This is a genomic window from Streptomyces sp. V3I8 (assembly GCF_030817535.1).
Lineage (GTDB): Bacteria > Actinomycetota > Actinomycetes > Streptomycetales > Streptomycetaceae > Streptomyces.
This window is the reverse complement of record NZ_JAUSZL010000002.1, coordinates 296,568-321,487: the sequence shown is the minus strand read 5'-3', so window position 1 is coordinate 321,487 and position 24,920 is coordinate 296,568. Positions and strand designations below refer to the sequence as shown.

Genomic DNA, 24,920 nt, shown 5'->3' with positions numbered 1-24,920 from the left:
GGAGTGGACGTGACCAGAGGTTTCGTCGGGATGATCGCCGGGATGGCGCTGGCCTTCGCCGGTTTCTTCGGAGGCTTCGGAGCGTTCCTGCTCGTGGCCGCCCTGGGCGGCCTGGGGTGGGCTGCGGGCCGTTGGTTCGACGGCGGGGGCCGGATCCAGGATCTGCGTGACGGCTTCGAGCGGAGCCGTCGATGACCGGGGCGGGCCTGCGCGGCACGTTGACCGTCTCGGACAAGGCCGTCCGCAAGATCGCCGAGCGGGCGGCCACCGAGGCGGCCGCGAGCCCGGGGACCGGAGCCGTGAAGGGGTCGGCCGGCGTGAACGGTCGCCGGGCGGACGTGAGTGTCGACGTGACCCTGCCCTACCCCGCCCCGCTGCCGGAGGCGGTGCGCCGACTCCAGCAGCATGTCACCGCTCGTACCCACCAGTTGACCGGTCTCGACATCAGTACGGCGCGCGTCGGTGTCACCGCCCTGGTGCCGGTGCCTGCCATGGCCGCGACCGTGCCCTTGGACAACGCGACCGTGCCTTTGGACAACGCGACCGTGCCTTTGGACAAGGTGTCCCTGGACAGGCTGTCCAGGTCCCAGGTGTTCGCGGACGAGCCGTCCGTGGACGGCAACATCCGGTCGCCCGGCGCAGTGCGTACGCCCCGGCGGTGGTGGTCGCAACGACGGCTGCCGACGATGCTGGTGACCCTGGCGGCCACCGTGGTCTGCGGTGCGCTGGCGGTCGACCTGCTCCTGGTGCATGCCGCGCACCGCTCGCCCGCCACCTGGCGTACGGGGACGCTGGACTGGCTCTCGCAGCGAGGCCCCGGCGATCCGACCGTCATGGCCTGCGTAGCGGCGGTGGCCGTCCTCGGTCTGCTGCTGATCGTCCTGGCCCTCGCCCCGGGCCACCGCGGGCTTCTCACCGTCACCGCTCCCGATCCCCGCCTGCGGACCGCCCTGGACCGCACGGCGGTGGCCTCCCTGATCAGGGACAGCGTGGGGGCGACGCGGGGGATCGGCCCGGTGAAGGTGCGGGTGGGTCGCCACCGCGTCACCGTCCGCGCCGGCCTGGCCTTCGGTGACCGGTCCCTCGCGCACGACGAGGTGCGGCGTGCGGCCCATCGGGCCCTGGCGGGCTGCGAGCTGCGTCGGGTACCGCGGCTGCGCGTCAAGGTCCGGCCGGATCCCGCCTGGGATCCCGGAGTGACGACGACCGAGGAGAGCGGGGGACAGGAACCGTTCCCGACCAGTGCCGACACCACGACCCCGTCGGGTCCCGAGGGGGCGAACCATTAATGGAACGATCTCGCACGGTCCTCAATCGGATGACTCTCGCCACGGTCGGCCTGGTGTTCCTGCTCGGCGGTGCCTGGCTGGCCGTCACCCAGGCGTCCTGGGCCACGGGGCTTCCGGCCTGGTGGCCCGACCCCGGCCCGCGCACCGCGCTGGTCGACCGGCAGGGGCTCGCGGAACTGCGCACGACGGACTGGTGGACACCCTCGGTCCTGGCAGGGGCGATCGCCGCGACCGCACTGTTCGGCGTGTGGTCCGCCCGTCAGCTGCGCAGCGGAGTGCGTCCGTCGGTCCCGCTGCCCGCACCCGGCAGCACCCTGCGGACCCGGGCCCTGGAGGATGCGGTGACCCGGCAGGCCCTTGCGATCGAGGGTGTCGCCCGCTGCCGGACACGGGCCCTCGCCCGGAAGAAGCGGCTGGGCGTACGCCTGCATGTCCGGCTTCAGCCGGACGTCACCCCGGCCGCCGTGCTGCCTGCCCTCGTCCGGCTCGCCGCCCAGACGGAGGCCGCCCTCACTCCGTACGAGGTGGGCACCCGCGTCCGCTTCTCCACGCGCCCGCACAGTAGGCGACATGTCCGCTGAACCGCGTCCGGCCGTCACGGCCCCCGCCGCCGTCACAGGTCCCGCCGTCACCGGGCCCGGTTCGCACGTCCTGCGTCCGAGTCCACGGGGCAATCGAGTCCCCGCGGCCTGGGGAATCGCCCTGCGGCGTACACCTGTGTCGATGTGGCGGGACGACGTCTCCGACTACGCGGCCGCGCTCACCTACTACTCCATCCTGGCGGTCCTGCCCTCCCTGCTCGTCACCGTCATCGCCTTCAGCCTCATCAGCCCGGACACGGCCGAGAACTTCATCGCGCACGTGACCGCCTACGCCCCCGACCAGTCGGGCACCCAGCTGCACGACGTGCTGTCACGGATGCTCCAGGACGGTTCGGCCGCCTGGACGTTGCTGTGCGGCGGCACCGTGAGCGCGCTGTGGTCCGCCTCCAGCTATCTCGCCGTCTTCCGCCGCGCCCTGCACCGTATGCACCACGTGCCGGACCACCGCTCCCCGTGGCACACGGCCCACCGCATTCTGCTGACCGCCCTCGCCCTCCTGGGCCTGCTCCTCGTCAGCGCCCTCGTCCTGCTGCTGACCGGGCCGCTCGCCGAGACCTTCGGCCACCTCCTCGGCCTCGACGCGGTGGCCGCCCGGGTCTGGAACCTGCTGCGCTGGCCGGTCCTGATGTGCCTGGTGCTGCTGCTGGTGATCATCGTGTTCCACACCGGACCCGCGCCGGCCAAGCGCCGCAGACACAGCCTGCCCGGCGGGCTGCTGGCGGCCGGTCTGTGGCTCACCGTCTCCGCGGGCTTCGCCCTGTACGCCTCCGCGCTCGGTACCTACAGCAAGCTGTACGGGTCTCTCGCGGGTGCGGTGGTCTTCCTCATCTGGCTGTGGCTGTCCAACCTCGCGCTGCTCGCGGGAGCGCAGTTCACCGCCGAGCTGAACGCCCTGAGCAAGAAGGAGGAACCGGCCGAGCCGCGGTGAGCGGACGGCGGAGCCGGCGCGTTCGGTGTGCGGCTGGACGGCGGAGCCGCCGTCGGCGAACAGCACTCCCTGACCCCCGACCACGACGCCCTACGGCTCCTGCCCCCGGGCCGCCACTGCCATCACTGCTGTCACCGTCACCGCCACCGCCGTCGCCGCCACCGAGGAAACCGGAGCGCGCGACCTGCTCCGTAACACTTAGCCCTTGCGTTAACTATCCGCGTCCCCGATAGTTAGCCGTATGGCACAGTATTCGGCACAGCTGGACGGTGTGTTCGTCGCCCTGTCGGACCCGACCCGGCGCGCTGTCGTCCGGCGTCTCGGCCGTGGGCCCACGAGCGTCGGCGACCTCGCCCGTGAGTTCCCGATGACCCTGCCGTCGTTCATGAAGCACGTGCGGACGCTCGAATCGAACGGGCTGATCCGGACCGTCAAGTCCGGCCGGGTGCGCACCTGCGTGCTCAACCGCGAGCGGCTCACCCTTGTCGACGACTGGCTCTCCGAGCAGCGTCGCACCTGGGAGGAGCGCACCGACCGCCTCGAGCAGTTCGTCACCGACCCGGAGGAGAAGACGCAGTGAATCCCGACCTCGACCTCGGCCTGGAGCGGATCATCCGTGCCCCGCGCGCGACCGTGTGGAGCGCCTGGACCGACCCGTCCCGGCTCGAGCGCTGGTGGGTCCCCGCTCCGACCCGCTGCCGGGTGGACCACCTGGAACTGCGGCCCGGCGGCGCGTTCGTGACGCGGCTGAGCGACGACGGAACCGAGTTCGTGCCGCACCTCGACGCCTGCTTCCTGGCGGTCGACGAGCTGGAGCGCATCGTGTTCACCAACGCCATCGACAGCACCTGGCGACCCGCGCAGCCCGCCCCGGCCGCGATGACCGCCACGATCACACTGCTCGACCACCCGGACGGCACGGACTACCGGATGGTCGTCAGGCACGGCGACCCGGCAGCCCGCGACCTGCACGACAAGCTCGGCTTCGCCGACGGCTGGGGCACGGTCGCCGGCCAGCTGGCCGCGTTCGCCGAAGGGACGGCCGCACGATGAAGATCGCTCTCATCGAGTTCGTCACGCTCGACGGTGTCAGCCAGGGGCCCGGCTCACCGGACGAGGACACCGGCGACGGGTTCACCCGCGGCGGCTGGCTCGTCCCGCACATCGACGGGACATTCGTCCAGCGGGCCTCGGACTGGCTCGACCTCGCCGACGGCCTGCTGCTGGGCCGGCGCACCTACGAGGCGTTCGCACGCGACTGGCCGAAGATCACCGACCCGGACGACCCGTTCACCGGGCGGATGAACTCGCTCCCGAAGTACGTCGTGTCGAACACCCTCACCGAGGGCACCTGGCACCCCACGACCGTGCTCAAAGGCGACCCGCTGCGGACGGTCGCCGAGCTGAAATCGCGACCGGGACGGGAGCTGCAGATCCACGGCAGCGCCCGTCTCGGTGAAGCGCTCCTGTCGGCAGGCCTGGTCGACACGCTGCGCCTGGTGGTGGCGCCCACGGTGCTCCGTACCGGCCGCCGCCTCCTGGCCGGCCCGGGCGGCCCGTCCGGCCTCCGGCTGATCCACCACGAAGCGACCCCGAACGGCCTGCTGCTCCTCGAGTACGAGACGACAGGGCAGGCGGCGGTGGGGGAGTACCAGGGAGTCACCGACTTCGTCCAGCGGTGACGGAGCCGGTTCACGACTCGTCCCGCACAAGCGTCGTCCCGCACGAGCGTCCTCCCGCACGAGCGTCCTCCCGCTCGGTCCAGCGCACCCGTAAGCGCGCCCGAGGGCACATCCGGCTAGGACGGAGTGTCCGGGCTGTCGGGGCGGGCGGAGTGGTCGGGGTGGCCCCGGGTGCGGCGGTCCTCCTTCATCTCGGCCTCGTAGAGGTGGTCGCGGCCGTCCGCGAGGTCGCGCAGGGCACTTCGTTCGAGGTCCCTGAACGCCTCGTAGTAGGTCTCGTTGTAGGCCTCGACGATCTGGAACGTCCAGTGGCCGGGGATGACGTTGCGGCCCAAGACCTCCTTCTGTACCCGGTCGGCGTACGAGAAGTGGCCGGCCTCGCGCAGGAGTTCGACGGCGCGGTCCAGTTCCAGGTCGGCCGTTCCGGTCAGCTGGTGGAACGAGTACAGGTGCCCCCTGGCCCGTTCGGTGGTCTCCAGCGCCTTGGACAGCGCACCGAGCGCCTCCACGGTCTTGTCACTGACGCCCCGGGGGCGCTGATGGTCGAGGTCGGGCCCGTCGTTCAGTTCGTTCATGCTCTGGCAGGTGCCCACGCCGAGCGCGGATATATGCCGGTTCTGCCGACCGGGCGCCCGGATGGCGCACCGGCGTTCGTTGAAGACCGGTGATTCTGCTGATGGCGGCACCCCGTGCCGGGACCGACAGTGGCACGGCCGGCCACTGGTCGGCGCCGTCGGCAGAGCTGCCGGACGTGCCGCACGGGTCCTCCGTGTGCCACGTCCGGTCCGGCGGTTCGACACGACCGAGAGGACGACCCCGTCGTGCAGCAGTACTCGCAGAACAGCTCGCCCGCCCCCGGAACGGTCCCGCCCGGAGCCACCACCGACCGCACACGGCACCGCGGGCGGGCCGCACAGCGGTTCACCGGCGCCCTCGCGGCGCTCACCGCCGTCGTGGGGCTCAGCTCCCTGGTGAGCCCTGGGGCGCACGCCGCGGAGAACCCCTACGAGCGCGGCCCGGCCCCCACCACGTCGAGCATCGAGGCGGCCCGCGGTTCGTACAGCGTGTCCCAGACGACCGTCTCGTCGCTGTCGGTCACCGGCTTCGGCGGCGGCACCGTCTACTACCCCACGAGCACCAGCGACGGGACGTTCGGTGCCGTGGCGATCTCACCCGGGTACACCGGCACCCAGTCCTCGATCTCCTGGCTGGGCCCGCGGCTGGCCTCCCAGGGCTTCGTCGTCTTCACCATCGACACCCTGACGACCCTGGACCAGCCCGACTCGCGCGGCCGGCAGCTGCTCGCCGCGCTGGACTACCTCACCCAGCGCAGCAGCGTCCGCACCCGGATCGACAGCAGCCGGCTCTCGGTGGCGGGGCACTCGATGGGAGGCGGCGGCAGCCTCGAGGCCGCCAAGTCCCGCCCGTCCCTCCAGGCGGCGATCCCGCTGACACCCTGGAACACCGACAAGACCTGGCCCGAGGTCAGCACACCCACCCTGATCTTCGGAGCCGACGGCGACACGATCGCGCCCGTCGCCTCGCACGCGGAGCCGTTCTACGGAAGCCTGCCGTCGTCCACCGACAAGGCCTACCTGGAGCTCAACGGCGCGACGCACTTCACACCTAACTCGTCCAACACGACGATCGCGAAGTACAGCATTTCGTGGCTCAAGCGGTTCGTGGACAACGACACCCGCTACGAGCAGTTCCTCTGCCCGCTGCCGCGGCCGAGCCTGACCATCGAGGAGTACCGGGGCAACTGCCCGCACACCTCCTGAGACAGGCACGGCACATAGGCACGGCGAAGAGCAGCCGGTGGGCGGGCGTGTGGGGAACGCGCCCGCCCACCGGCGCTGTGCGGTCGCACAGAACTGCGGCGGCGTCGCTGGGCGGGCTCACACGCTGACGCCCGGTGCCAGGGCGTCGTCGCAGGTGGGAAGGGTGCTCCGGATGACCTGAGGCGACGGACGGACTGCTTCCGCTCCTTGTCACTCGCCAGTAACGTCACAGGGATGACCGGACGGACGAACGTGCGCCAGTCTCCCCCACAGCGGCACGGCCCCTCCGCACCACAGGGCCCGCCCCCACACCATGGCTCCCCCTCACACGACGGACTTCCCCCACACGACGGACTTCCCGCACTGCACGGCCGCGGCGCCGAACTCGCGGCGCTGACGGCCGTGTCGGACCGGCCCGGTGCGGACGGTGGCCCGGTGCTCGTACTGAGCGGCGATCCGGGGCTCGGCCGTACCGCGCTGATGGAACACGCGGCCCGCTCCTTCGAAGCCGGGCCGGTGCTGCGGGTGCGGGCCAGCCGTGCGGAATCCGGTGTCGCCCTCGGTGGAGCGCACGCTCTGCGGTGCGCCGTGGCCGGCCTGCCGGGAGGACAGGCCGTCGGCGTCTCAGACACCGACGCGGCCCCGTTGCGGCTGCTCCAGCTGCTGACCACCGCCGCCGCGGGCTCGCCCCTGCTGGTGTGCGTCGACGACGTACACCTGTGGGACGCTCCCTCGCGGGCCGCCCTGGGCTTCGCCGCCCGCCGGCTGCACCCGGCCGGCCCGGTGCGTCTGCTCCTCACGGTCGCCAGGCATCACGCGGCCGACCCCGACCTCGCCGCGCTGCCCGTGCGCACCCTCGCGCCGCTGAGTCCGTCCGCCGCGGGCGCGCTCCTCGACGACACGGTCCGCGCTCCCGTCGACCCGGCCGTACGCGGGGAGCTGCTGGAGGAGGCCCAGGGAAACCCTGCGCTGCTGCGTGCGCTGGTGGCCCGGCTGTCGCCCGCCGAACTGTCCGGCGAGCACCGGCTGCCCCGGCCGCTGGTGGACGCCGAGACGCTGAGAGGTGTGGCCGGCACGCACCTGGCGGGACTGTCCGCGGACGCGGGTGACCTGCTCCTGCTGGTGGCGGCCGCGCACGAACACGATCCCGACGGTGCCGACGCCGAGTTGGTCCGCGGGGCGGCCGTACGACTCGGCGACAAGCCGGACGTGCCCACCTCGGACCGGGCTCCGGCCCACGGAGCGGACGAGGCCGCGAACCGCACCCCGGACCGCATCCCGAAGCACACCCCGGACCAGATCCCGGGCCGGATCCCGGACATGCTCGTACTGTCCGACGGCCGGTTCCGGTTCACCAGTCCCGTGCTGCGCAGAGCCGTGCACCTCTGTGCTCCGCCCGAGCGGCGGCGGGCCGCCCACCGGGCGCTCGCCGCCGTCCTGGAGGGACAGGGGTACGGGCTCGTCGCGCTGCTCCACCGCGCCTGGTCGGTCGCCGGGCACGACCCGCCCTTGGCGGACCGGTTGTCCGCCGCCGCGGGCGACCCGGGTGCCACCGCTTCCCGAAGACAGCGTTCGGCGGCGTACGCCCGCGCCGCGGAGCTGACGGCGGACGGGCGCGAGCGGGTGCAGCGGCTCACCGCGGCGGCCGAACAGGCACTGCTCGCGGGCCGGGCACGGGCGGCCCACCGGCTGACCGGCCTCACCGGCGACAGCGCCCTGCCCCCCGTCGTCCGGGGCCGCGCCGCCTGGGTGCGGGGGATCCTGACCCTGCGCGACGGGCCCGCTGCCGACGCCGCCGAGACCCTGCTGCTCGCCCGGTCGCTGCTCGCTGCCGACGACCCCGAACGCGCCCTGCTCGCGGGGCTCGCCGCCGCGGAGGCCGCCTGGGCCACGGGCGACAGTGTCGGCTGCCTGCGTGCGTTGAACGCGGCGGACCGTGCCCCCGTAACGGCCGTGACCGCCATGACCCCCGCGCCCGCCACCACGGACCCGCGCCCGGAAGCCCCCGGCCCGGTGTCCGGCCCGGCGTCCGTCCCCGTGTCCGGCCCGGCGTCCGTCCCCGTGTCCGGCCCGGCGCGCGACTACCTGAACGGCATGCGGGCGATGCTGGAACGCGACCCCGGCCGGGCGGTCCCGTGCCTGCGGCGCGTGGTCGCGCGGGCCTGGGACGAGGACGGTCCGGAGCGGTTGCTGTGGTCGGGCGCGGCGGCCCTCCTCCTGGGGGACGTCCCCGCCGCCTGCCGGATCGGCGCCCGGACGCTCGCGGCGGCCCGCTCCCGTGGGCCGGAGGCATCCGTACCACGGGCCCTGGAACTGCTGGCGTACGCGGAGTTGCGGACCGGGCAGCACGCGCTCGCCCGGGCGCACGCCGAGGAGGGACTGCGTACCGCGCACCTGTACGGGCAGGGCAACGTGGCCGCCCACCACCACGCCGTGCTGGCCCTGGTGGCGTCGATCGCGGACGAGCCGGCGCAGGTCGCGCACCACGCGGAGGCCGCGCTGGGGACCGCGCGGCGCCACGGGCTCCGGCAGGCCGCGACACTCGCCGAGTGGGCGTCGGGCCGCGCCGAACTGGGGCGCGGACGCCCCTTCGAGGCGGCCGCCCGGCTCGGGCCGCTGGTCCGCCCGGGTCCGGACGACGGCCATTTCGCCGTACGCATGCTGGTCATGCCGTGCTACGTGGAGGCCGCGGCCCTCGCCGGGCAGCGGGAACTCCTCGACGACGCACGCGCCGTCGTCGACGAGTTCGCCCTGTGGGCCCGCTTCGGCGCCGACGCGCAGGCACCCGCCCAACTCGCCCGCTGCCGGGCGCTGGTGGCCGACGCCGACCGGGCCGACGCACTGTACGAGGACGCGCTCACCCTGCACGCCGGGGCGGGCGGCGACTTCGAGCAGGCCCGCACCGGACTGCTGTACGGCAAGTGGCTGCGCAGGCGTCGCAGGCTCCGGGAGGCGCGCACCCGCCTGCGCGACGCGCTGGTCGGCTTCGAACGCTGTGGCGCCCGCATCTGGGCGGACCAGGCGCACGCGGAGCTGCGGGCGAACGGGGCGGCCCCGGCCGCGGCGGGCGCGGGCGCCCTGGACGGCCTGACGCCGCAGCAACTGCGGATAGCCCGCTGTGTGGCGGAGGGCGCCACGAACAGGGAGGTGGCCCTGCACCTGGCCGTCAGCACCCGCACGGTCGACTACCACCTGCGCAAGGTCTTCGCCGTACTGGGCGTGCGCTCCCGCGTGGAACTGTCACGCAGGGTCGAGCAGGCGGAGAAGAACGGCCTACGGCTCTGAAGAACGGCGCACGGCTGCAGGGAGCCGTTGCGCGGTGTGCGGTCCGGCCACCGCTCACAGGTCGACCACCGTCCCCCATCCCGCGCGCACGGCGACCGTGTACGCGACGTGGGCCGCGGCGACGTCCAGCGCCGCGTGGCCCGTGGACTTGAACAGGGTCGGCCCGGACTCGTTCCCGCGGCCGGGGTGGTGGCCGGACAGCACGGAGCCCAGCAGCGTGACGGTCCTTTCCCCGGGCAGGTTCTGCAACTCGTGCGCACCGGACGGCGGCCGGGTGGTCGAGGCGCCGGGCCATTCCGTGAAGAGGGCGGCGTCCCGGACGGTGTCGGCGTCCACCTCGGGACCGTGGGAGCCGCCCACCGAGCTGACGTGGGCGCCGGGGACGAGCCAGGACCGGCTGATCACCGGACGGGCCGCGCCGGTGCAGCAGAACACCACGTCGGCGCCGCGCACGGCCGCTTCGGCGTGCGGGGCCGGTACGGCGGCCGGGTGCAGACCGGCCGCCTCGCGTACGCGTCCCGGGTCGCGGCCCGCCACCGTGACGGGTACGGCAGGCTTGAGCAGGGCCAGCAGTGAGAGCTGGGCCCGCGCCTGGGCGCCGGAACCCAGGACGGCGATACGGCCCGGACCGGGCGGTGCCAGCGCGAGGGCGCTGTGGGTGGCGGACGCCGCCGTACGGATCGCGGTGAGGGATTCCGCGTCGAGCAGGGCCAGGGGACGCCCGTCCTGCGGGTCGAACAGGGCGACGATGCCGCGGTGGGCGCCGCGGCCCGGGTCGGCCGGGTCGGCGAACACGGAGACGAGCTTGGCGGCGAGCCCGAGTCCGGGGACGTAACCGGGCATGACGCCCAGCAGCCCGCCCGGCGCGCGGGCGGCCACGCGCGGCGGCGCGGAGGCCTCGCCCCGGCTGATGGCGATCAGCGCCCGGGCCACGGCCGCCATCACGCGGTGCGGGTCGAGCGCCGCACGGGTCCGGGCGCGGTCGAGAACGAGGACGTCGCTCATACCGGCCGGTCCGTCCGTGGCGAGGCGGGCGCGCCGGGGGCGGTCAGCAACCGTTGCAGGCTGTCGGTGGCTTCGCTCAGGTGCCCCCGCAGTGCGGGCAGCCGGGCGGGCGTGAACTCGGCGTCCAGACCGACGACCGTCACCGCGCAGACGGGCGCGCCGGGCGTCGGGACGACGGCGCGCCCGATCGAGGCGACGGGTTGTTCGTTGCGGCCGTGTTCGACGGCGAAGCCGGTGCGCCCGGCGCGTTCGAGGTCGGCCAGCAGCCCGTCCGGGCCCTCCAGCGGGTGCCCGGCCGCCTCGGCGGGACGCAGGTAGGGGGCACGGGCGGCGGGAGCGAGCGCGGCGACCAGGGCGAGGGGACCCGCGAACCGGTGCACGGGCAGCCCCTCACCGACCAGATCGGTGATCATCGCGAGCCGCTCGGGCCGTACGGCGTCGATCACCCGCGAGCGGTCGTCCTCCAGGACCTGGAGGTTGGCCATCATGCCGGTGCGCGCGGACAGTTCCACGAGGACCGGCCGGGCGAGGGCCGCCAGCGAGTTGCCCGCCGCGGACGACGACAGCCGGAGCACCGCCGCGCCGGGCAGGTAGCGGTCCCCGGCCCGCAGCACCCACCCGCGGCGTACGAGATCCAGGAGCACGCGGTACGCGGTCGCGCGGTGCAGCCCGACCTCCTCGGCGAGGTCGGTGAGGCGGGGCGGGTGCGGTGACCGGGCCACGGCCTCCACCAGGTCCAGGGCCTTGTCCACCGCGGTGCGGGGCGCTTCGGTCACGTCCGACCACTCCTTGTGGCATCGGGGCACGGCGGCGTACGGTGACGCATGTTTCTTCAGACGTTACACATGTTACGTACAGCGTAACAAGCCCGATCACGAGGTGAAGATGACGCACGAGGCCACGGGAGCGCCGACCCCGCACGCCCCGCCACCGCCGGGCACGGTCGCCGTGTACCGCGGCGCCACGCTGTTCGACGGCACCGGGCGGCCGCCCCGGCCGTCGACGTCGGTCGTCGTCGACGGCCCCATGATCCGCGCGGTCGGCGACGACGCCGAGATCGCCGCCACGGTGCCCGCCGACGCGCACGTCTTCGACCTCGGCGGACGCTTCGTCATGCCGGGCCTCATCGACTCCCACCAGCACCTCGCCACCCCGCCCGACCGGCCCGAGGCCGAGGCGGTGCTGGACCGGCTCGTCCACAGCGGCATCACGGCGATCCGCGACATGGCCGACGACCTGCGCCAGGTGGGCGACCTCGCGCGGGCCACCCTCGTCGGCGAGATCCCCGGCCCGGACATCCGCTACGCCGCGCTGATGGCGGGGCCGGGCTTCTTCGACGACCCGCGCACCCATCAGGTGTCCCAGGGCGCCACACCGGGCGCCGTGCCGTGGATGCAGGCCGTCACGCCCGACACGGACCTGCGCGTCGCCGTCGCCCTGGCGCGCGGCACGCACGCCGCCGCCATCAAGGTCTACGCCGACCTCGACCACCGCACGGTCGCCGCGATCACCGCGGAGGCGCACCGCCAGGGCATCCCCGTCTGGGCCCACGCGGCGGTCTTCCCCGCCACGCCCCGGCAGGTCGTCGAGGCCGGCGTCGACAGCGTCTCCCACGTCACGCTGCTCGCCTTCGAGGGCGCCGACGGGCCGTTGACGACGTACAAGGACAAGCCGCGGGTCGATCACGAGAGGTTCGCCGCCGAGGACGATCCGCGCCTCGACGAGCTGTTCGCCCTGATGCGCCGCAACGGGACGGTCCTCGACGCGACCGCCGGCATGTGGGAGAGCGCCGAACTGGCGGGGGACGGGCCCGAGGACGCCGCCCGCGCGCGGGCCCACTCGAAGCTGGCCGCCCACATCACGGCCCAGGCGTACCGTGCCGGGGTGGACCTCTCGACCGGCACCGACTACGAGACTCCGCCGCAGGAGCCCTTCCCCGCGCTGTTCGAGGAGCTGGCGTTCCTGGTGCGCCGCTGCGGCATCCCGCCCGAGGAGGTGCTGCGCTCGGCCACGCTGCTCGGCGCCCGCGCCGCCGGCGCCGAGGCCGGCATGGGCAGCGTCGAGGCGGGCAAACTCGCCAACTTCGTGGTCCTGGAGGAGAGTCCGCTGCTCGACATCGACCACCTGCGCAGCGTCTGCCTGACCGTCAAACGCGGCCACCGCTACGAGCGCGGCGCCTACGACGCGGCGCATCCCCGCACCGTACGCACGGCAGAACCGGGCCGTGCCGGAACCGAGGAAGCCCGATGACCTCCACCCCCATGATCATCAACGCGCTCGGGCAGCTCGACAACCCCAACGCGCCCCGGTCGGCCGCGGCGGCCGCACAGCTCAACCCGACCAGCGACCAGCTCACCATCGACGTGCGCACCTTGGCGGACGCCCACGCCTCGGGCCTGACCGCCGTCAACATCACCCTCGGCTACACCATGGGCGACGAGCCCCCGTACGAGCACACGCTGCACGAGATCTCGGTCTGGGACGGCATCGTCCGGGAGCACGCGGCGGACCTCCTGAAGGTCCGCACGGCGGCCGACCTCCGCCGGGCCCGGGAAGAGGGCCGGATCGGTGTCGTCTACGGCTTCCAGAACGCCGTCGCGGTCGGCGAGGACACCGGGCGCGTGGCCACGTTCGCCGAGCTGGGTGTGCGCGTCGTGCAGCTCACCTACAACCAGGCCAACCACATCGGCGACGGCTCCATGGCGCCGGGCAACCGGGGCCTGAGCGATTTCGGGCGCCGCGTCGTCGAGGCGCTCGACGAGCACCACCTGATGGTCGACCTCTCGCACAGCGGCGAGCGCACCTGCCTGGAGGCCGCGACGTTCTCCCGCGCACCGGTGTCGATCAACCACACCGGCTGCCGGGCGCTCGCCGACCTGCCCCGCAACAAGACCGACGAGGAACTCCGTCTGGTCGCCTCGCGCGGTGGGTTCGTCGGCATCTACTTCATGCCGTTCCTCGACGTGTCCGGCCACGCCACGGCGGCGGATGTCGTCGCGCACATCGACCACGCGGTGAACGTGTGCGGCGAGGACCACGTCGGCATCGGCACCGACGGGCCCGTCACGTCGATCGACGACCTCGACGCCTACCGCGCGGACCTCGTCGAGCACGTCGCGCTGCGCCGGGCGGCCGGGGTCGGCGCGGCGGGGGAGCGCGGTGACACCCTGCCCTTCGTCCTCGACCTGCGCGGGGTGGACCAGTTCCGGGAGCTGATCCGGCTGCTGGAGCGGCGCGGCTACCGTTCCGAGCGCATCGAGAAGATCCTCGGGCGCAACTTCCTCGATTACGCGGACCGCGTCTGGGCGCCGGAGCCCGCCTGACCGCGCCGGTGCCGAGACCGGCGCCGGCCCGCCTCCGGGTGACCGGAGGCGGGCCGGCGGGTTCCGTGTACCGCCCTGGGCGGGCGGAGGGCCCGGGTCAGGACTTCAGGGCCTTCGAGAACAGCGGGACGACCTTCTCCAGCGCGTAGTCGACCGACAGCACGGAATCCATCGCGAAGGCCTGGCTGATGTCCGCGTCGTCGAAGACGACGGAGTGACCCTTCTCCACGGACGGCACGGCCTTGTAGAGAGGATCGGAGCTGATCTTCTTCGCTGTGACGCCGATCGGGGCCATGACGGTGAGATCGGCGTCGAGGAGCTGCAGGTTCTCCTCCGACACGGGCACCGAGAACGCCGCCCCGGCCTCGGCCTCGACGGCCGGGTTGTTGCGGAAACCGAGCCGCTCGACGAAGTCGACCCGGCCGGTGCCGCGGACGTACGCGCCCCAGGCGGAGGCGGTCCGCGAACCGAGGGTGATCGTCCTGTCCTTGAACTCGGGATGCGCCCCGGCGGCGTCCGCGAACTTCTCCTCCGTCTCGGCGATCAGCTTCTTGCCGTCGTCGGGGACGCCCAGCGCCTGGGCGACCATGGTGGTCTGCTTCTCCCAGGAGATCTTGTACTGGTCGCCGCCCTTCGGCACGCCGACGGTCGGCGCGATCTTGCTCAGGGTGTCGTAACGCGTCCGGTCGCCGCTGGACTTGGTGTCCAGGATCAGGTCGGGCCTGAGCGCCGCGATCTTCTCGTACTCGGGCTCCAGCGTGCCGATCTTCTGCGGGCTCTCGTCGTAGAGGTCCTCGGCCCAGGGGCCGACACCGTCGCCGCCGAACGCGAGCCAGTCGCCGGCCCCGACCGGCTGCACCCCGAGCGAGAGCGCCGCCTCGGCGTCACCCCAGCCGAGCGCCACCACGCGCTTGGGCGCCGCGTCCACGGTGACCGTCCCGAACTTGGTGGCGACCTTCGCGGGGAACGCGCCGCCGGGCTCCCGCGCGGCGCTCTCCTGGGTGCCGGAGTCGTCGGACGAGCCGCACGCGGCCGGTGCCCCCATCAGGGTGAGGGCGAGGGCGCCGGTCAGCAGGCGCAGCCGGACCGGACGGCGTCGGGAGCCGGAGTCGGCGGGGCGAGGGGACATGGTGGGTGCTCTTTTCCGAGGTGTTCCAGTGAAGGGCAGAGAGAAGGCAGAGAGAAGGCAGGGAGAGGGCAGGGAGGTTCAGGAGGGCGTCGGCGCCGTGATGTGGTGCCGGCCCATCGGGACGATCAGCGGCGTGGCCGACGCCGGGTCCGGGACGACCGCGCTGCGCAGGCCGAACACCTCGCGGACCAGGGATTCGGTGACGATCGCGGACGGGGTGCCCTCCGCGACGATGCGGCCGTCCTTCATCGCGATGAGGTGGTCGGCGTACCGGCACGCGAGGTTGAGGTCGTGCAGGACGACGGCGAGGGTGGCGCCCCGCTGCCGGTTGAGGTCGGTCAGCAGGTCCAGGACGTCCAGCTGGTGGCTGATGTCGAGGTACGTGGTGGGTTCGTCGAGCAGCAGTACGTCGGTCTCCTGGGCCAGGGCCATGGCGATCCAGACGCGCTGGCGTTGTCCGCCGGAGAGCTCGTCCAAGGGCCGGTCGGCGAGTTCGAGGACATCGGTGGCGAGCATGGCCGCGGCGACGGCCTCGGTGTCGGACGCCGTCCAGCGCCGGAACCAGCCCTGGTGCGGGTACCGGCCGCGGCCGACCAGGTCGGCGACCGTGATGGCCTCCGGCGCCACCGGCGACTGCGGCAGCACGCCCAGGGTCGCGGCCACCTGGCGGGTGGGCAGCTCCTGGATGCTGCGCCCGTCGAGGAGGACGGCGCCCGCCGACGGCACGAGCAGCCGGGCCATCGACCGCAGCAGGGTGGACTTGCCGCAGGCGTTGGGCCCGACGATGCAGGTGATGCGGCCCGGCGGCAGGTCGACGTCGAGCCCGGAGACGACCTCGCGCTCTCCGTAGCCGAGTCGCAGGTCCCGGGCCTGCAGGGTGTGCTGGGAGGTCACCGTCGTCTCCTTGGTGGTGCCGAGCGGTTCGCGGGGCTCGCCGGAACCTTCGTGCGGGGATCTCGTCACGGTCAGCCGCCCTGGCCCACGCGGTTGGCGCGCGCGAGCAGCCACAGCAGGTACGGCGCACCGACGAGGCTGGTCACGATCCCCACCGGCAGCTGCGTACCGGGGATCAGGTGCTGGGCGGCGTAGTCGGCCAGCAGCACCAGGGCGGCCCCGACCAGGGCCGAGGGCACCAGGGCGGCGCCGTGCCCGGGGAGCAGCCGCCGGGCGACGGGCGGGGACACGAAGGCGACGAAGCCGACGGGACCGGCGGCGGCCGTCGCCAGACCGGCGAGGGCGGTCGCGCAGGCCAGCATGGCCAGCCGGCCGGGCTCGACGCGCGCTCCCAGACCGCCGGCGGCCTCGTCGCCCAACTGCAGTGCGGGCAGCGCCCGTGCGCTCAGCAGGGTCAGGGGCACCAGGAGCAGCGCGCCGCCGAACAGAGGCCAGAAGTGTGTCCAGGAACGGCCGTTGAGGCTGCCCGTCAGCCAGAGGAAGAGCCCCTGGGCCTCGGTGACGTCGGAACGCGTCATGACGTACGAGACGACGCTCGACAGACCCGTACCGATGCCGATGCCGACGAGGACCAGGCGGTAACCCGCGACGCCCTTGCGCCAGGCCAGCAGATACACGGCGGCCCCGGTCAGCAGCGCGCCGAGCAGGGCGAGCCCCGACAGCGCGATCCCGCTCAGACCGAGGACCATCGTCGCGAGGACGGCGGCCGCGCCGGCCCCGGCGCTCACGCCGATGACGTCGGGGCTGGCCAGCGGGTTGCGCAGCAGGGCCTGGAACACGGCTCCCGAGAGGCCGAAGCAGGCGCCGACCAGGAGCGCCAGCAGGGCACGCGGCAGGCGCAGTTCGAGGACGACGAACCGGGTTCCGGCGTCCCCGCCCCCGGTCAGCGTGGCGAGGACGTCGGCGAGCGGAACGACGAAGTCGCCGGTGGAGAGGGACAGGGCGAAGGCCGCCAGGACGACGCCGAGCAGGGCACCGCTCACCGTGGTCCGGCGCACCAGTCCACGGCGCCTGACGTGCTCGAGCCGGGCCACGGCATCGCGCGTGGCGACGGCGGGGGACCGGCCGGCCGCACCGCTCCCAGCAGCCGCGTCACCCCGACCGGCTGCGGTACTCGTACCGGCTGTGTCACCCGCGTCGGCCGTACCGCGGGTACCGGCCGTGCCGGCCGGTGCGGAGGACTCGGTGGGCGGCGTTCCGGCGGGCCCGGACGCTGTCGTGCGGTTCACAGTTCGACCACGTTCCGGCGGCGGACGAGCAGGACGAAGGGGATGGCGCCCAGCGCGGCGGTGATCACGCCGACCTGTACCTCACCTGGCCGGGCGACGAGCCGCCCCACGACATCCGCGAAGAGCAGCACGGCCGGTGCCAGCAGCGCGCTGTAGGGGAGGACCCACTTGTAGTCGGGACCGGTGATCAGCCGGGCCGCGTGCGGAACCGCCAGGCCCAGGAACCCGATCGGCCCCGCGATCGCCGTCGCCGCGCCGCAGAGCAGCACGACACTCGCGGCGGCGGCCAGCCGGACCGCGACGATGCGCTGCCCGAGGCCGCGCGCGATGTCGTCGCCGAGGGCCAGGGCGTTGAGGGAGGGGCCCAGCAGCAGAGCCAGGACACCGCCGACGGCGATGAAGGGGAGCGCCTGCCACAGGACATCGATGTCACGGCCGTTGAGCGCGCCCACCTGCCAGAACCGGAACTGGTCGAACGTCCGGCTGTCGGTGAGCAGCATGGCGCTGGTGAGCGAGCCCAGTACGGCGGTGGTCGCCGCCCCGGCGAGGGCCAGTTTCACGGGAGTCGCGCCCTCGCGGCCCAGACTGCCGATGCCGTGGACGAGCACGGCGGCCACGCACGCCCCGAGGAAACCGAACCAGATGTACTGCGCCGGCTCGGTCAGGGACAGAACGCTGATCGCGAGGACGACGGTGACGGAAGCGCCCGCGTTGACGCCCAGCAGACCGGGATCCGCCAGGGGATTTCGGGCGACACCCTGCATCAGGGCCCCGGCCACGCCGAGCGCCGCCCCGGCGAGCAGCCCGGCGAGTGTGCGGGGGAGGCGGACCTCCTGCATGATCATCTGGCCGTGGACGGAACGGTCGGGGCTGAACAGACCGGCCACCACGTCGTGCGGGGCCACGTGCCCCGAACCCACGGCGAGGCTCAGCAGGCTCATGGCCGCCAGGGCCAGGGCGGCCGCGAACAGGCCCGCGCCCAGGGCGGGTCTGCCGTGGCGTCGCCGCTCGCGCGAGGTGTCGGCGGGTGTCGGCGGGGAGAGGGAGACGGTCACGCGACGCGTATCCGGGGGGACGTGCCGCGACGGGGCGGCGACGGTACGAAGCGCACGGGAAATCTTCCTTGTCCGCCCGCTCGCGGGCAGCGCAGATTTACGGAACAGCGAGTTCCGTTCAGTAAGGTAAGGCAAACCTAACATCGAAAAAGGACGCTGCGTGCGACGGGGTCATCTCGGCCTGCGCTCCGGGCCCGCCAGGATCCTGGTCTCGATCCGCTCGTACTCCTTCTTTCCCTGCCGTGCCCCGCGGCGGCCGGAGAGCATCGTGCCGAGCCAGCCGAGGGCGAAGCCCAGCGGGATGGACACCAGGCCGGTGGTGGTGAACGGGAACCAGTTGAAGTCCGCCCCGGGGAAGGCCGCCATGGGTGTCCCGGAGACCAGCCGGGTGCCCGGCATCAGCACGAGGACGGCGAGCGAACCGCCGATGAGCGTGCTCAGCAGGCCCGTTCGGGTGTAGCGCCGCCAGAAGAGGCTGTAGATCAGCGCGGGGGCGATGGCCGAGGCGGCCAGGCAGAAGGACAGGGTCGCCAGGGGCTGGAGGCTGCGGTGCTGGATGAGGCCCGCGAGCACGATCGTCGGGATGCCGACCGCGAGCGCGGAGATGCGGGCGACGGCCATTTCCCGTACCGGTGACCGGGAGGTGGCGCGGCTTGCGTAGACGTCGTGGGCCAGGGAGTTGGCGCAGGCCAGGATCATGCTCGCGACCGAGGCGAGCAGGGTGAGGAAGATCGCCGCCGTGACGGTGGTGAACAGGAAGGTCTCGGCCCGTGAGACGTGCGTCCCGAACACCGCCCGCGAGCCCAGGAGGTAGGCCGTGTTGCCGCGTGGGTCGGCCGCGGTGATCCCGGACCGGCCGAGGAGCGCGGTCGCCCCGGTCGCGACGATGGTGATGACCAGCATGAACAGGGCGACCGACGACACCGCCCAGGACATCGAGCGGCGTACCTGCCGTGCGCTGTCCGCCGTGAACATGCGCATGGTCACGTGGGGGAGGCACGCGCCGCCGAGCACGATGGCGAACTGTGTGCTGATCATGTCCAGGTCGGCGTGCGGACCCCCGGCGAACTGCAGGCCGGAGCGCAGGAACGCCGTCCCGGCGCCGCTGCGTTCCGCGGCCCTGCCGAACAGCTCTCCCGGGTCCCAGGCGAACGCGCGGAGCGTGAGGACGGCGACCACCGCTCCCGAGCCGAGGAGCATCACCATCTTCAGGATCTGGATGAGGGCGGTGCCCTTCATCCCGCCGATGGCCGCATAGGTGATCATCAGCCCGCCGACCCCGACGACGCATCCGGTCTTCATGGTGGCGCTGCTGAAGCCGAGGATGAACGCGAGCAACTGGCCGGTACTGGCGAGCTGGACCAGCATCATCGGCATCAGCGAGGCGATGGTCACGACGCACGTCGTGATACGCACGGCGCGTCCCGGCATGCGCCGCGCGATGGCGTCCCCGGGGGTGAAGCGGCCGGTGTTCCGCAGGGGTTCGGCCAGCAGGAACATCAGGAGCAGCAGGGACAGGAGGGTGCTCAGGGCGAGGACGACGCCGTCGTAGCCGCACAGGGCGATGACGCCGCCGATGGTGAGGACGGTGGCGGCGGAGATGTAGTCGCCGGCGATGGCGAGGCCGTTGCGCACCGGGGACAGCGAGCGGTACCCGGTGTAGAACTCGTCGAGGTCGTCACGGTCCGGACCCGCGATGACGCAGAGCAGGAGGGTCACGGTGACGACGCTGCAGAAGGCGACCAGGGACCACGTCTGGGCGGTGCCGCTGAACTCGGTCATCGACCCGGCTCCCGCTCGGCGAGCAGGGCCGTACGCTGCCGCATCCGGCGCGCGAGGGGATCGACGAACCGGTTCGCCGTGTACTCGAAGAGCACGATCGCCAGCCAGGTGACCGGGAGCTGGACCAGGCCGAGCACCATGCCGGTGGACAGACCCCCGGTGACGGGCCGCGTCATGAAGTCCGGGGACCGGGCGGAGAGGATCAGGAAGAGCGTGAAGTAGCCGAGAACCGTGAAGGTGGCGACCCGGCGCTGCCGGCGGTAGGCGCGGCGCAGGACGCGTAAGTCCCTGTGGTGCCCGGGCGCGGGCCCGGCGGGGAGCGCCGCGCGCTCGGGTAAGTGCTCTTCGGGGGTGGCCCAGGCGGGGACGCTCGTGGGATGTCTGGCGGGCCGGTCGGCGGGGTGCGGCCGGGGGGCGTACGCATCCATGGGGTCGTCGGACATCCCGGTTCTCCTAGCGCGGCAGGGGTCCGCGGGGGCGCGGACCGCAGGGAGGTGGGGAGAGGTGTTCGATTTCTCGCACGCTATTCGGCGAGATCCGTATCCGAGGCTTTTTGGGCGATCTGGCTGGTTCGCGCGTGTCCGTGGCGGAGGCCGTGGGCGATGGCTCTGCCGACGGGTGGGGGACGGGACTGAAGGGACGGGTGAGTCCTCGCGGGGATCGTCCGGTGCCTCAGGGGCAAGGGCTTTCGGCCCCGAGGGGCGTACGCGGGCCGGGGGTGTGCGGTCTCCGGAGCGTGGGCGGTCTGCGAAGGATGCGCGGCCTGTGGAGCGGGCGCCGGGATGCGCGGCCCCGCACCTGGCATGTTTCCGTCTCCCGCATAGGGCTCATGCGTACCCGTCCGCGGTCCCGGCGAACCCGGCGCGGCCCTACTGCCGTGCCGGCGGCGGAAGTTGACCCGAGCGAGCGGCGCGGCCGTGTCCGCCGGCCGCCGTCACGGGCGGGGCCAGGGCCGCCCGCCGAGACGCTCGATGCCGGTGTTGAACCGCCGCAGATAGACGGCGAACTCGGCGATGTCCTCGTCGGACCAGTCCGCCATCACCCGGTCCAGGGAACCGATCGTCCGCTCCCGCTCCTCGTCCAGGATCCGGGCACCCTTGTCCGTGATGCGGAACTTGCGGGCCAGTCCGCCGTCGGGGTCGGGGATGCGCTCCGCGAGTCCGGCGCGCATGGCCGAGGCGGTCTGCCGGTTGAGCGTCGAGGCGTCGAGCCCGAACGCGTCGCTCAGCTCGCCGATCGACATGGGTCCCTGGACGCGGATGCGGCTGAGCAGGATGTAGGAGCTCCGCTCCAGCACGCTCTCCTTGCTGCGACCGCCGTGCGCCGCGAGGGCGTGCCTGCCGAGCAGCATCTGCTCGTACTCGACCTCGTACGTTGGCCTGCCCATGCGTTACTGCCCTCCGCTGTGCCGACGGGGCCGGCGCGGCTCGTTCTGCGGTGGCCCCGGCTCCATCCTCGCACAGGCTGTGTATCAGGCACGCGACATGCATGATGCATAAGATATGTAGACTGCATCTCCACTAGCCCGTAAGAGATGCGAGGAGTCCCTTGATGGGAACCCCACCGACTTCCCCCCACGCCAACGGGGTGGTCGCCACGCTGGCCTTCGCCGGCACCACGGCGGCGATCATGCAGACCCTGGTGACGCCGCTCATCGCGGACCTGCCGAAGATCCTGAACAGCACGGCCTCGAACACGGCGTGGGTGATCACGGTCACGCTGCTGGTGGCGGCCGTCTGCGTGCCCGTCACCGGGCGGCTGGGCGACCTGCTGGGCAAGCGGCGGATGCTCCTCGCCTGTTCGGTCCCTCTCGTCGCGGGCTCGGTGGTGTGCGCGCTGTCGTCGTCCGTCGTGCCGATGATCGTCGGCCGTGGCCTGCAGGGCGTGGGCATGGGCATGGTCCCGCTCGGTATCGCGCTCCTGCGTGACGTCATACCCGCCGAGAAGCTCAGCTCGTCCATCGCGCTCGTCAGCGCGTCCATGGGCATCGGCGGCGGGCTCGGCCTGCCGATCGCGGCGGCCGTCGCCCAGTACGCCAACTGGCGCGTGCTGTTCTGGGGTTCGGCCGTCCTGGCCTTGGTCATCGCCCTCCTGATCTGGTTCCTGATCCCGGACGTCCCGGCCGCGGCCAAGGGGCAGCGCTTCGACGCGCCCGGCGCGATCGGACTCGGCGTCGGCCTGGTCTGCCTGCTGCTCGCGGTCTCCAAGGGCGCCGAGTGGGGCTGGGGCTCGGGGACCACCCTCGGGCTGTTCGCCGCGGCCGTCGTGGTGCTGCTCGCCTGGGGCGTGTGGGAGACCCGCACCCGCGACCCGCTGGTCGACCTGCGCACCACGGCCCGCCCTCGCGTACTGCTCACCAACGCCGCCTCGCTCTTCGTCGGCTTCGGTATGTACGCCGGCATGCTGATCGTTCCGCAGCTGCTGCAGTTCCCCGAGGAGACCGGCTACGGACTGGGGCAGTCGATGCTCGCGGCGGGCCTGTGGATGGCTCCCGGCGGCATCATGATGATGATCGTCTCCCCGTTCGGCGGAAAGCTCACCGACGCGCGCGGCCCGAAGTTCACGCTGGTCTCGGGCATCCTCGTGATCGCCGCGGGCTACGGCCTGTCGCTCGCGCTGATGGGCTCCGCCTGGGGCCTGATGCTGGTCCTCATGGTGACCAGCAGCGGCGTGGGCCTCGCCTACGGGGCGATGCCGGCCCTGATCATGAGCTCGGTGCCGCTGTCCGAGACCGCCGCCGCCAACGGGTTCAACACGCTGATGCGTTCGCTCGGCACCTCGGTGGGCGCCGCCGTCGTCGGCGTCGTCCTCTCCCAGAACGTCGTCACCATGGGCGGCTTCAGCATCACCTCGGAGGACGGGTTCCGTACCGCGCTGATCATCGGCGGCGGGGTCGCCCTGGTGGCCGCCGTCATCGCGGCGCTCATCCCGGCCGCCCGCGTCGGGACGGCCGACGGCGCCACGGCCGACCGGGCCGGCGCGTCGGAACAGGCCGCGGTCTGAGCCTGCCGCCCTGCCGTGTGCGTGCGGCCCCGGGACTCATGACCGAGTCCCGGGGCCGCACGCACACGGGACGACCGCCGTGACCCGCCGCACCGGAACCCCGGCCGAGACCCCCGTCCGCCGCCCGGGCATGACGCGGACGCAGCCCTGGACGGAAGCCCGAAGACGATCCGCCAGGTGCCGGGTGCCAGGTGCCGGACGGAACCGGGGTGAGTACGGGGCCGGTGATCCGCGGCCAGGACGGCGGGCGGTGCGGACGGTCCCGGTCGGCTGGAGCCGCATCGCCGACAACGCGGCTCCAGCCTCCGCTCTCCGGGTGTGCCGGCGGGGCAACTCCCGCCGTCGTGCGCCGCGGAGGGCATCTCGCGCGAGGATCGATCGAGGGGGAGCCCCGACGGCTCGCGCCCCGGCCGCCGCCGTACGAACGAGGCGGTGACCGGACCCCACCAGCCTGCCACCGCGAACGCATCCTGTCCGCACTCCGGGCAGGGCCGTGTCTGCGGCGGACGTACGTCACGAAGGGGGCGAGGGGCCAGGGCGGCGGAGCCGACCGCGGCGTTCAGCCGCGTACGGCCTGTTCGACGGTCGGGTGGCAGGGGATGAGGGCGTCGACGCCGACCAGCTGCAGCACCCGCAGGACCGGCTCCTGTGCGGCGGCTATACGCAGCCATCCCCGGGCGCCGCTCGCGGCCTGGTGGGCCAGGATGAACGCGTTGATGCCGCTGGAGTCCATGAAGGTCACACCGCTGAGGTCCACCACGATCCGCGGTGGTTCGTGGTCCTCGACCAGCAGGGCCTGGCCGAGGACACCGCTCACGGCGTGATCGATCTCGCCCCGCACCGTCACGACACGGACGCTGTCGATGTCGGAGTGTTCGATGGAGAGCCGGCCGGGCCGGCTCCCGTTCTGTATGTCGGTCACAGTCTCCTCGACTGATTAGGCTTACCCCGGGTCAGAACCTGCACGGACGATTCTGCCCCACCGCCCGGGCCGAATACACCCGGGTGGTTGTGCCGAACGACACCTCCTGTGGCACGGGGGTACGCAAGACCTGTAGTGGTGCGCACGTGAACGGGGAATGAGGGCGAGGCCAGTGGGATCCCATGCCGGCGACGACGGCTGTATAGCCTCAGACGGGTACCTGATGCGCGCGGGCTACGCACTGGGCGGGGACCACGGTTGCATCGCCGAGGCCCGGCACCACGCGGTCGACTTCCTCGCCCGGGCCCGCACCGACCACCAACTGGCGGTGTCGGAGCGTGCGATGGACCTCACCCAGCTGGTGGTCAGCGAGCTGGTCACCAACGCCCGCAAGTACGCGCCCGGTCCCGTCCTGATGGAGCTGCGCATCACCGCCGACGCCGTGGACGTCACCGTGCGGGACAGCGACCCCACCGTCCCCACGGCCCGGACCGCCGACCCGGGCAGGATCGGCCAGCACGGCCTGGAGATCGTCGCCGCCGTGACCGAGGAACTCGTCATTCGGCAGGAGTCCGTGGGCAAGCGCATCACGGCCCGCATCGCCCTGGCCGACCGGCCCGACGGCACTCCCGGATCGCAAGCGCGGTGAGACCTCCCCTCCTGCACCGCTTTGCGCCGTATGTGCGGAGTATGCCCATGAAGGCATGCAGACGGAATATGACGGCACAAGTCTCGATTTGATTGCGCCACGGGACCCGCAGTGACAAGCGGGGAGCGCCTGCCTACCATGAACCTCCCCCCTCACTCCCCGAGATCCCCGCATGACCGGCTGTCATGCGTTCCGGCGCCGTACGGTCCCGGAGCGGATTCCGGGGCGCATCGGATGCGGGTGCCGGTGAACCCGGCCCGTCCGTCCGTTCGGACCGTCCCGGGTCATACGCGGACCAGGGG

Annotated in this window: 24 protein-coding genes; 13 read left to right on the top strand and 11 right to left on the bottom strand. The window is 72.9% G+C overall.

The features are described from left to right. Window positions 1–9: 9 nt before the first annotated feature. The 7 genes from QFZ75_RS01565 to QFZ75_RS01535 all read left to right on the top strand — a co-directional run bounded on the left by QFZ75_RS01565 (window position 10) and on the right by QFZ75_RS01535 (window position 4,501). On the top strand, window positions 10–195 hold the full coding sequence (locus QFZ75_RS01565; protein WP_149509735.1) for a hypothetical protein: 186 nt from the start codon (window positions 10–12) through the stop codon (window positions 193–195). Next, on the top strand, window positions 192–1,289 hold the full coding sequence (locus tag QFZ75_RS01560; RefSeq protein WP_307533423.1) for a DUF6286 domain-containing protein: 1,098 nt from the start codon (window positions 192–194) through the stop codon (window positions 1,287–1,289). The genes QFZ75_RS01565 and QFZ75_RS01560 overlap by 4 nt, the downstream gene beginning before the upstream one ends. A gap of 29 nt (window positions 1,290–1,318) precedes the next feature. Further along, window positions 1,319–1,870, top strand: coding sequence for a hypothetical protein (locus QFZ75_RS01555; protein ID WP_307533422.1), 552 nt, complete (start codon window positions 1,319–1,321; stop codon window positions 1,868–1,870). Window positions 1,871–2,012: 142 nt separating this feature from the next. Continuing rightward, the gene (locus tag QFZ75_RS01550) at window positions 2,013–2,819 is read left to right on the top strand and encodes a YihY/virulence factor BrkB family protein (RefSeq protein WP_307544174.1); all 807 of its coding nucleotides are present in this window, start codon (window positions 2,013–2,015) and stop codon (window positions 2,817–2,819) included. A 241-nt stretch (window positions 2,820–3,060) separates the two neighbouring features. Continuing rightward, window positions 3,061–3,399 carry a helix-turn-helix transcriptional regulator gene (locus tag QFZ75_RS01545; RefSeq protein ID WP_307533421.1) on the top strand — a complete coding sequence of 113 codons (339 nt, stop codon included), beginning with the start codon at window positions 3,061–3,063 and terminating at the stop codon, window positions 3,397–3,399. Continuing rightward, window positions 3,396–3,872: an SRPBCC domain-containing protein gene (locus QFZ75_RS01540; protein WP_307533420.1), complete on the top strand. Its 477-nt coding sequence runs from the start codon at window positions 3,396–3,398 to the stop codon at window positions 3,870–3,872. The genes QFZ75_RS01545 and QFZ75_RS01540 overlap by 4 nt, the downstream gene beginning before the upstream one ends. Beyond that, entirely contained in the window at window positions 3,869–4,501 is a 633-nt protein-coding gene (locus QFZ75_RS01535; RefSeq protein ID WP_307533419.1) for a dihydrofolate reductase family protein, read from the top strand. Before QFZ75_RS01540 ends, QFZ75_RS01535 begins: the two co-directional genes overlap by 4 nt. Before the next feature lie 116 nt (window positions 4,502–4,617). On the opposite strand, the gene QFZ75_RS01530 is transcribed toward QFZ75_RS01535, so the two are convergent. Continuing rightward, a complete protein-coding gene (locus QFZ75_RS01530) occupies window positions 4,618–5,076 on the bottom strand; it encodes a hypothetical protein (RefSeq protein ID WP_307533418.1) in 459 nt (152 codons plus the stop codon). A gap of 378 nt (window positions 5,077–5,454) precedes the next feature. Here QFZ75_RS01530 and QFZ75_RS01525 point away from each other — a divergent pair, with 378 nt between their 5' ends. Then, window positions 5,455–6,282, top strand: coding sequence for an alpha/beta hydrolase (locus QFZ75_RS01525; protein WP_307544173.1), 828 nt, complete (start codon window positions 5,455–5,457; stop codon window positions 6,280–6,282). Window positions 6,283–6,645: 363 nt separating this feature from the next. Next, complete coding sequence (locus QFZ75_RS01520; RefSeq protein ID WP_307544172.1) at window positions 6,646–9,567, top strand: LuxR family transcriptional regulator; 2,922 nt, start codon at window positions 6,646–6,648, stop codon at window positions 9,565–9,567. Window positions 9,568–9,621: 54 nt separating this feature from the next. Here the strand turns inward: QFZ75_RS01520 and QFZ75_RS01515 are convergent, their stop codons facing one another. Together QFZ75_RS01515 and QFZ75_RS01510 are read right to left on the bottom strand one after the other, a co-directional pair. Continuing rightward, on the bottom strand, window positions 9,622–10,572 hold the full coding sequence (locus QFZ75_RS01515) for an ornithine cyclodeaminase family protein (RefSeq protein WP_307533417.1): 951 nt from the start codon (window positions 10,570–10,572) through the stop codon (window positions 9,622–9,624). Continuing rightward, entirely contained in the window at window positions 10,569–11,348 is a 780-nt protein-coding gene (locus QFZ75_RS01510; protein WP_307533416.1) for an IclR family transcriptional regulator, read from the bottom strand. Before QFZ75_RS01510 ends, QFZ75_RS01515 begins: the two co-directional genes overlap by 4 nt. Window positions 11,349–11,457: 109 nt before the next feature. Between QFZ75_RS01510 and QFZ75_RS01505 the strand changes: the two genes are divergently transcribed. Together QFZ75_RS01505 and QFZ75_RS01500 are read left to right on the top strand one after the other, a co-directional pair. Then, window positions 11,458–12,822: an amidohydrolase family protein gene (locus QFZ75_RS01505; RefSeq protein WP_307533415.1), complete on the top strand. Its 1,365-nt coding sequence runs from the start codon at window positions 11,458–11,460 to the stop codon at window positions 12,820–12,822. Beyond that, window positions 12,819–13,895: a dipeptidase gene (locus tag QFZ75_RS01500; RefSeq protein WP_307533414.1), complete on the top strand. Its 1,077-nt coding sequence runs from the start codon at window positions 12,819–12,821 to the stop codon at window positions 13,893–13,895. The genes QFZ75_RS01505 and QFZ75_RS01500 overlap by 4 nt, the downstream gene beginning before the upstream one ends. A 97-nt stretch (window positions 13,896–13,992) precedes the next feature. On the opposite strand, the gene QFZ75_RS01495 is transcribed toward QFZ75_RS01500, so the two are convergent. The 7 genes from QFZ75_RS01495 to QFZ75_RS01465 form a co-directional block, all read right to left on the bottom strand. Beyond that, entirely contained in the window at window positions 13,993–15,024 is a 1,032-nt protein-coding gene (locus tag QFZ75_RS01495; RefSeq protein WP_307533413.1) for an iron-siderophore ABC transporter substrate-binding protein, read from the bottom strand. A gap of 78 nt (window positions 15,025–15,102) precedes the next feature. Then, complete coding sequence (locus QFZ75_RS01490) at window positions 15,103–15,918, bottom strand: ABC transporter ATP-binding protein (protein WP_307544171.1); 816 nt, start codon at window positions 15,916–15,918, stop codon at window positions 15,103–15,105. 71 nt (window positions 15,919–15,989) lie between these two features. Then, complete coding sequence (locus tag QFZ75_RS01485; RefSeq protein WP_307533412.1) at window positions 15,990–17,012, bottom strand: iron chelate uptake ABC transporter family permease subunit; 1,023 nt, start codon at window positions 17,010–17,012, stop codon at window positions 15,990–15,992. A gap of 191 nt (window positions 17,013–17,203) precedes the next feature. Continuing rightward, window positions 17,204–18,262, bottom strand: coding sequence for a FecCD family ABC transporter permease (locus QFZ75_RS01480; RefSeq protein ID WP_373465795.1), 1,059 nt, complete (start codon window positions 18,260–18,262; stop codon window positions 17,204–17,206). A 171-nt stretch (window positions 18,263–18,433) separates the two neighbouring features. Then, window positions 18,434–20,044: a cation acetate symporter gene (locus QFZ75_RS01475; RefSeq protein WP_307533411.1), complete on the bottom strand. Its 1,611-nt coding sequence runs from the start codon at window positions 20,042–20,044 to the stop codon at window positions 18,434–18,436. Then, window positions 20,041–20,487 carry a DUF485 domain-containing protein gene (locus tag QFZ75_RS01470; protein WP_307533410.1) on the bottom strand — a complete coding sequence of 149 codons (447 nt, stop codon included), beginning with the start codon at window positions 20,485–20,487 and terminating at the stop codon, window positions 20,041–20,043. Before QFZ75_RS01470 ends, QFZ75_RS01475 begins: the two co-directional genes overlap by 4 nt. Window positions 20,488–20,978: 491 nt before the next feature. Continuing rightward, complete coding sequence (locus tag QFZ75_RS01465) at window positions 20,979–21,431, bottom strand: MarR family winged helix-turn-helix transcriptional regulator (RefSeq protein ID WP_307533409.1); 453 nt, start codon at window positions 21,429–21,431, stop codon at window positions 20,979–20,981. Between the two features lie 164 nt (window positions 21,432–21,595). Between QFZ75_RS01465 and QFZ75_RS01460 the strand changes: the two genes are divergently transcribed. After that, the gene (locus QFZ75_RS01460) at window positions 21,596–23,047 is read left to right on the top strand and encodes an MFS transporter (RefSeq protein WP_307533408.1); all 1,452 of its coding nucleotides are present in this window, start codon (window positions 21,596–21,598) and stop codon (window positions 23,045–23,047) included. Window positions 23,048–23,606: 559 nt separating this feature from the next. Here the strand turns inward: QFZ75_RS01460 and QFZ75_RS01455 are convergent. Continuing rightward, window positions 23,607–23,969, bottom strand: coding sequence for an STAS domain-containing protein (locus QFZ75_RS01455; protein WP_307533407.1), 363 nt, complete (start codon window positions 23,967–23,969; stop codon window positions 23,607–23,609). Between the two features lie 223 nt (window positions 23,970–24,192). Here QFZ75_RS01455 and QFZ75_RS01450 point away from each other — a divergent pair, with 223 nt between their 5' ends. Next, window positions 24,193–24,618 carry an ATP-binding protein gene (locus tag QFZ75_RS01450; RefSeq protein WP_307533406.1) on the top strand — a complete coding sequence of 142 codons (426 nt, stop codon included), beginning with the start codon at window positions 24,193–24,195 and terminating at the stop codon, window positions 24,616–24,618. Window positions 24,619–24,920 lie beyond the last annotated feature (302 nt).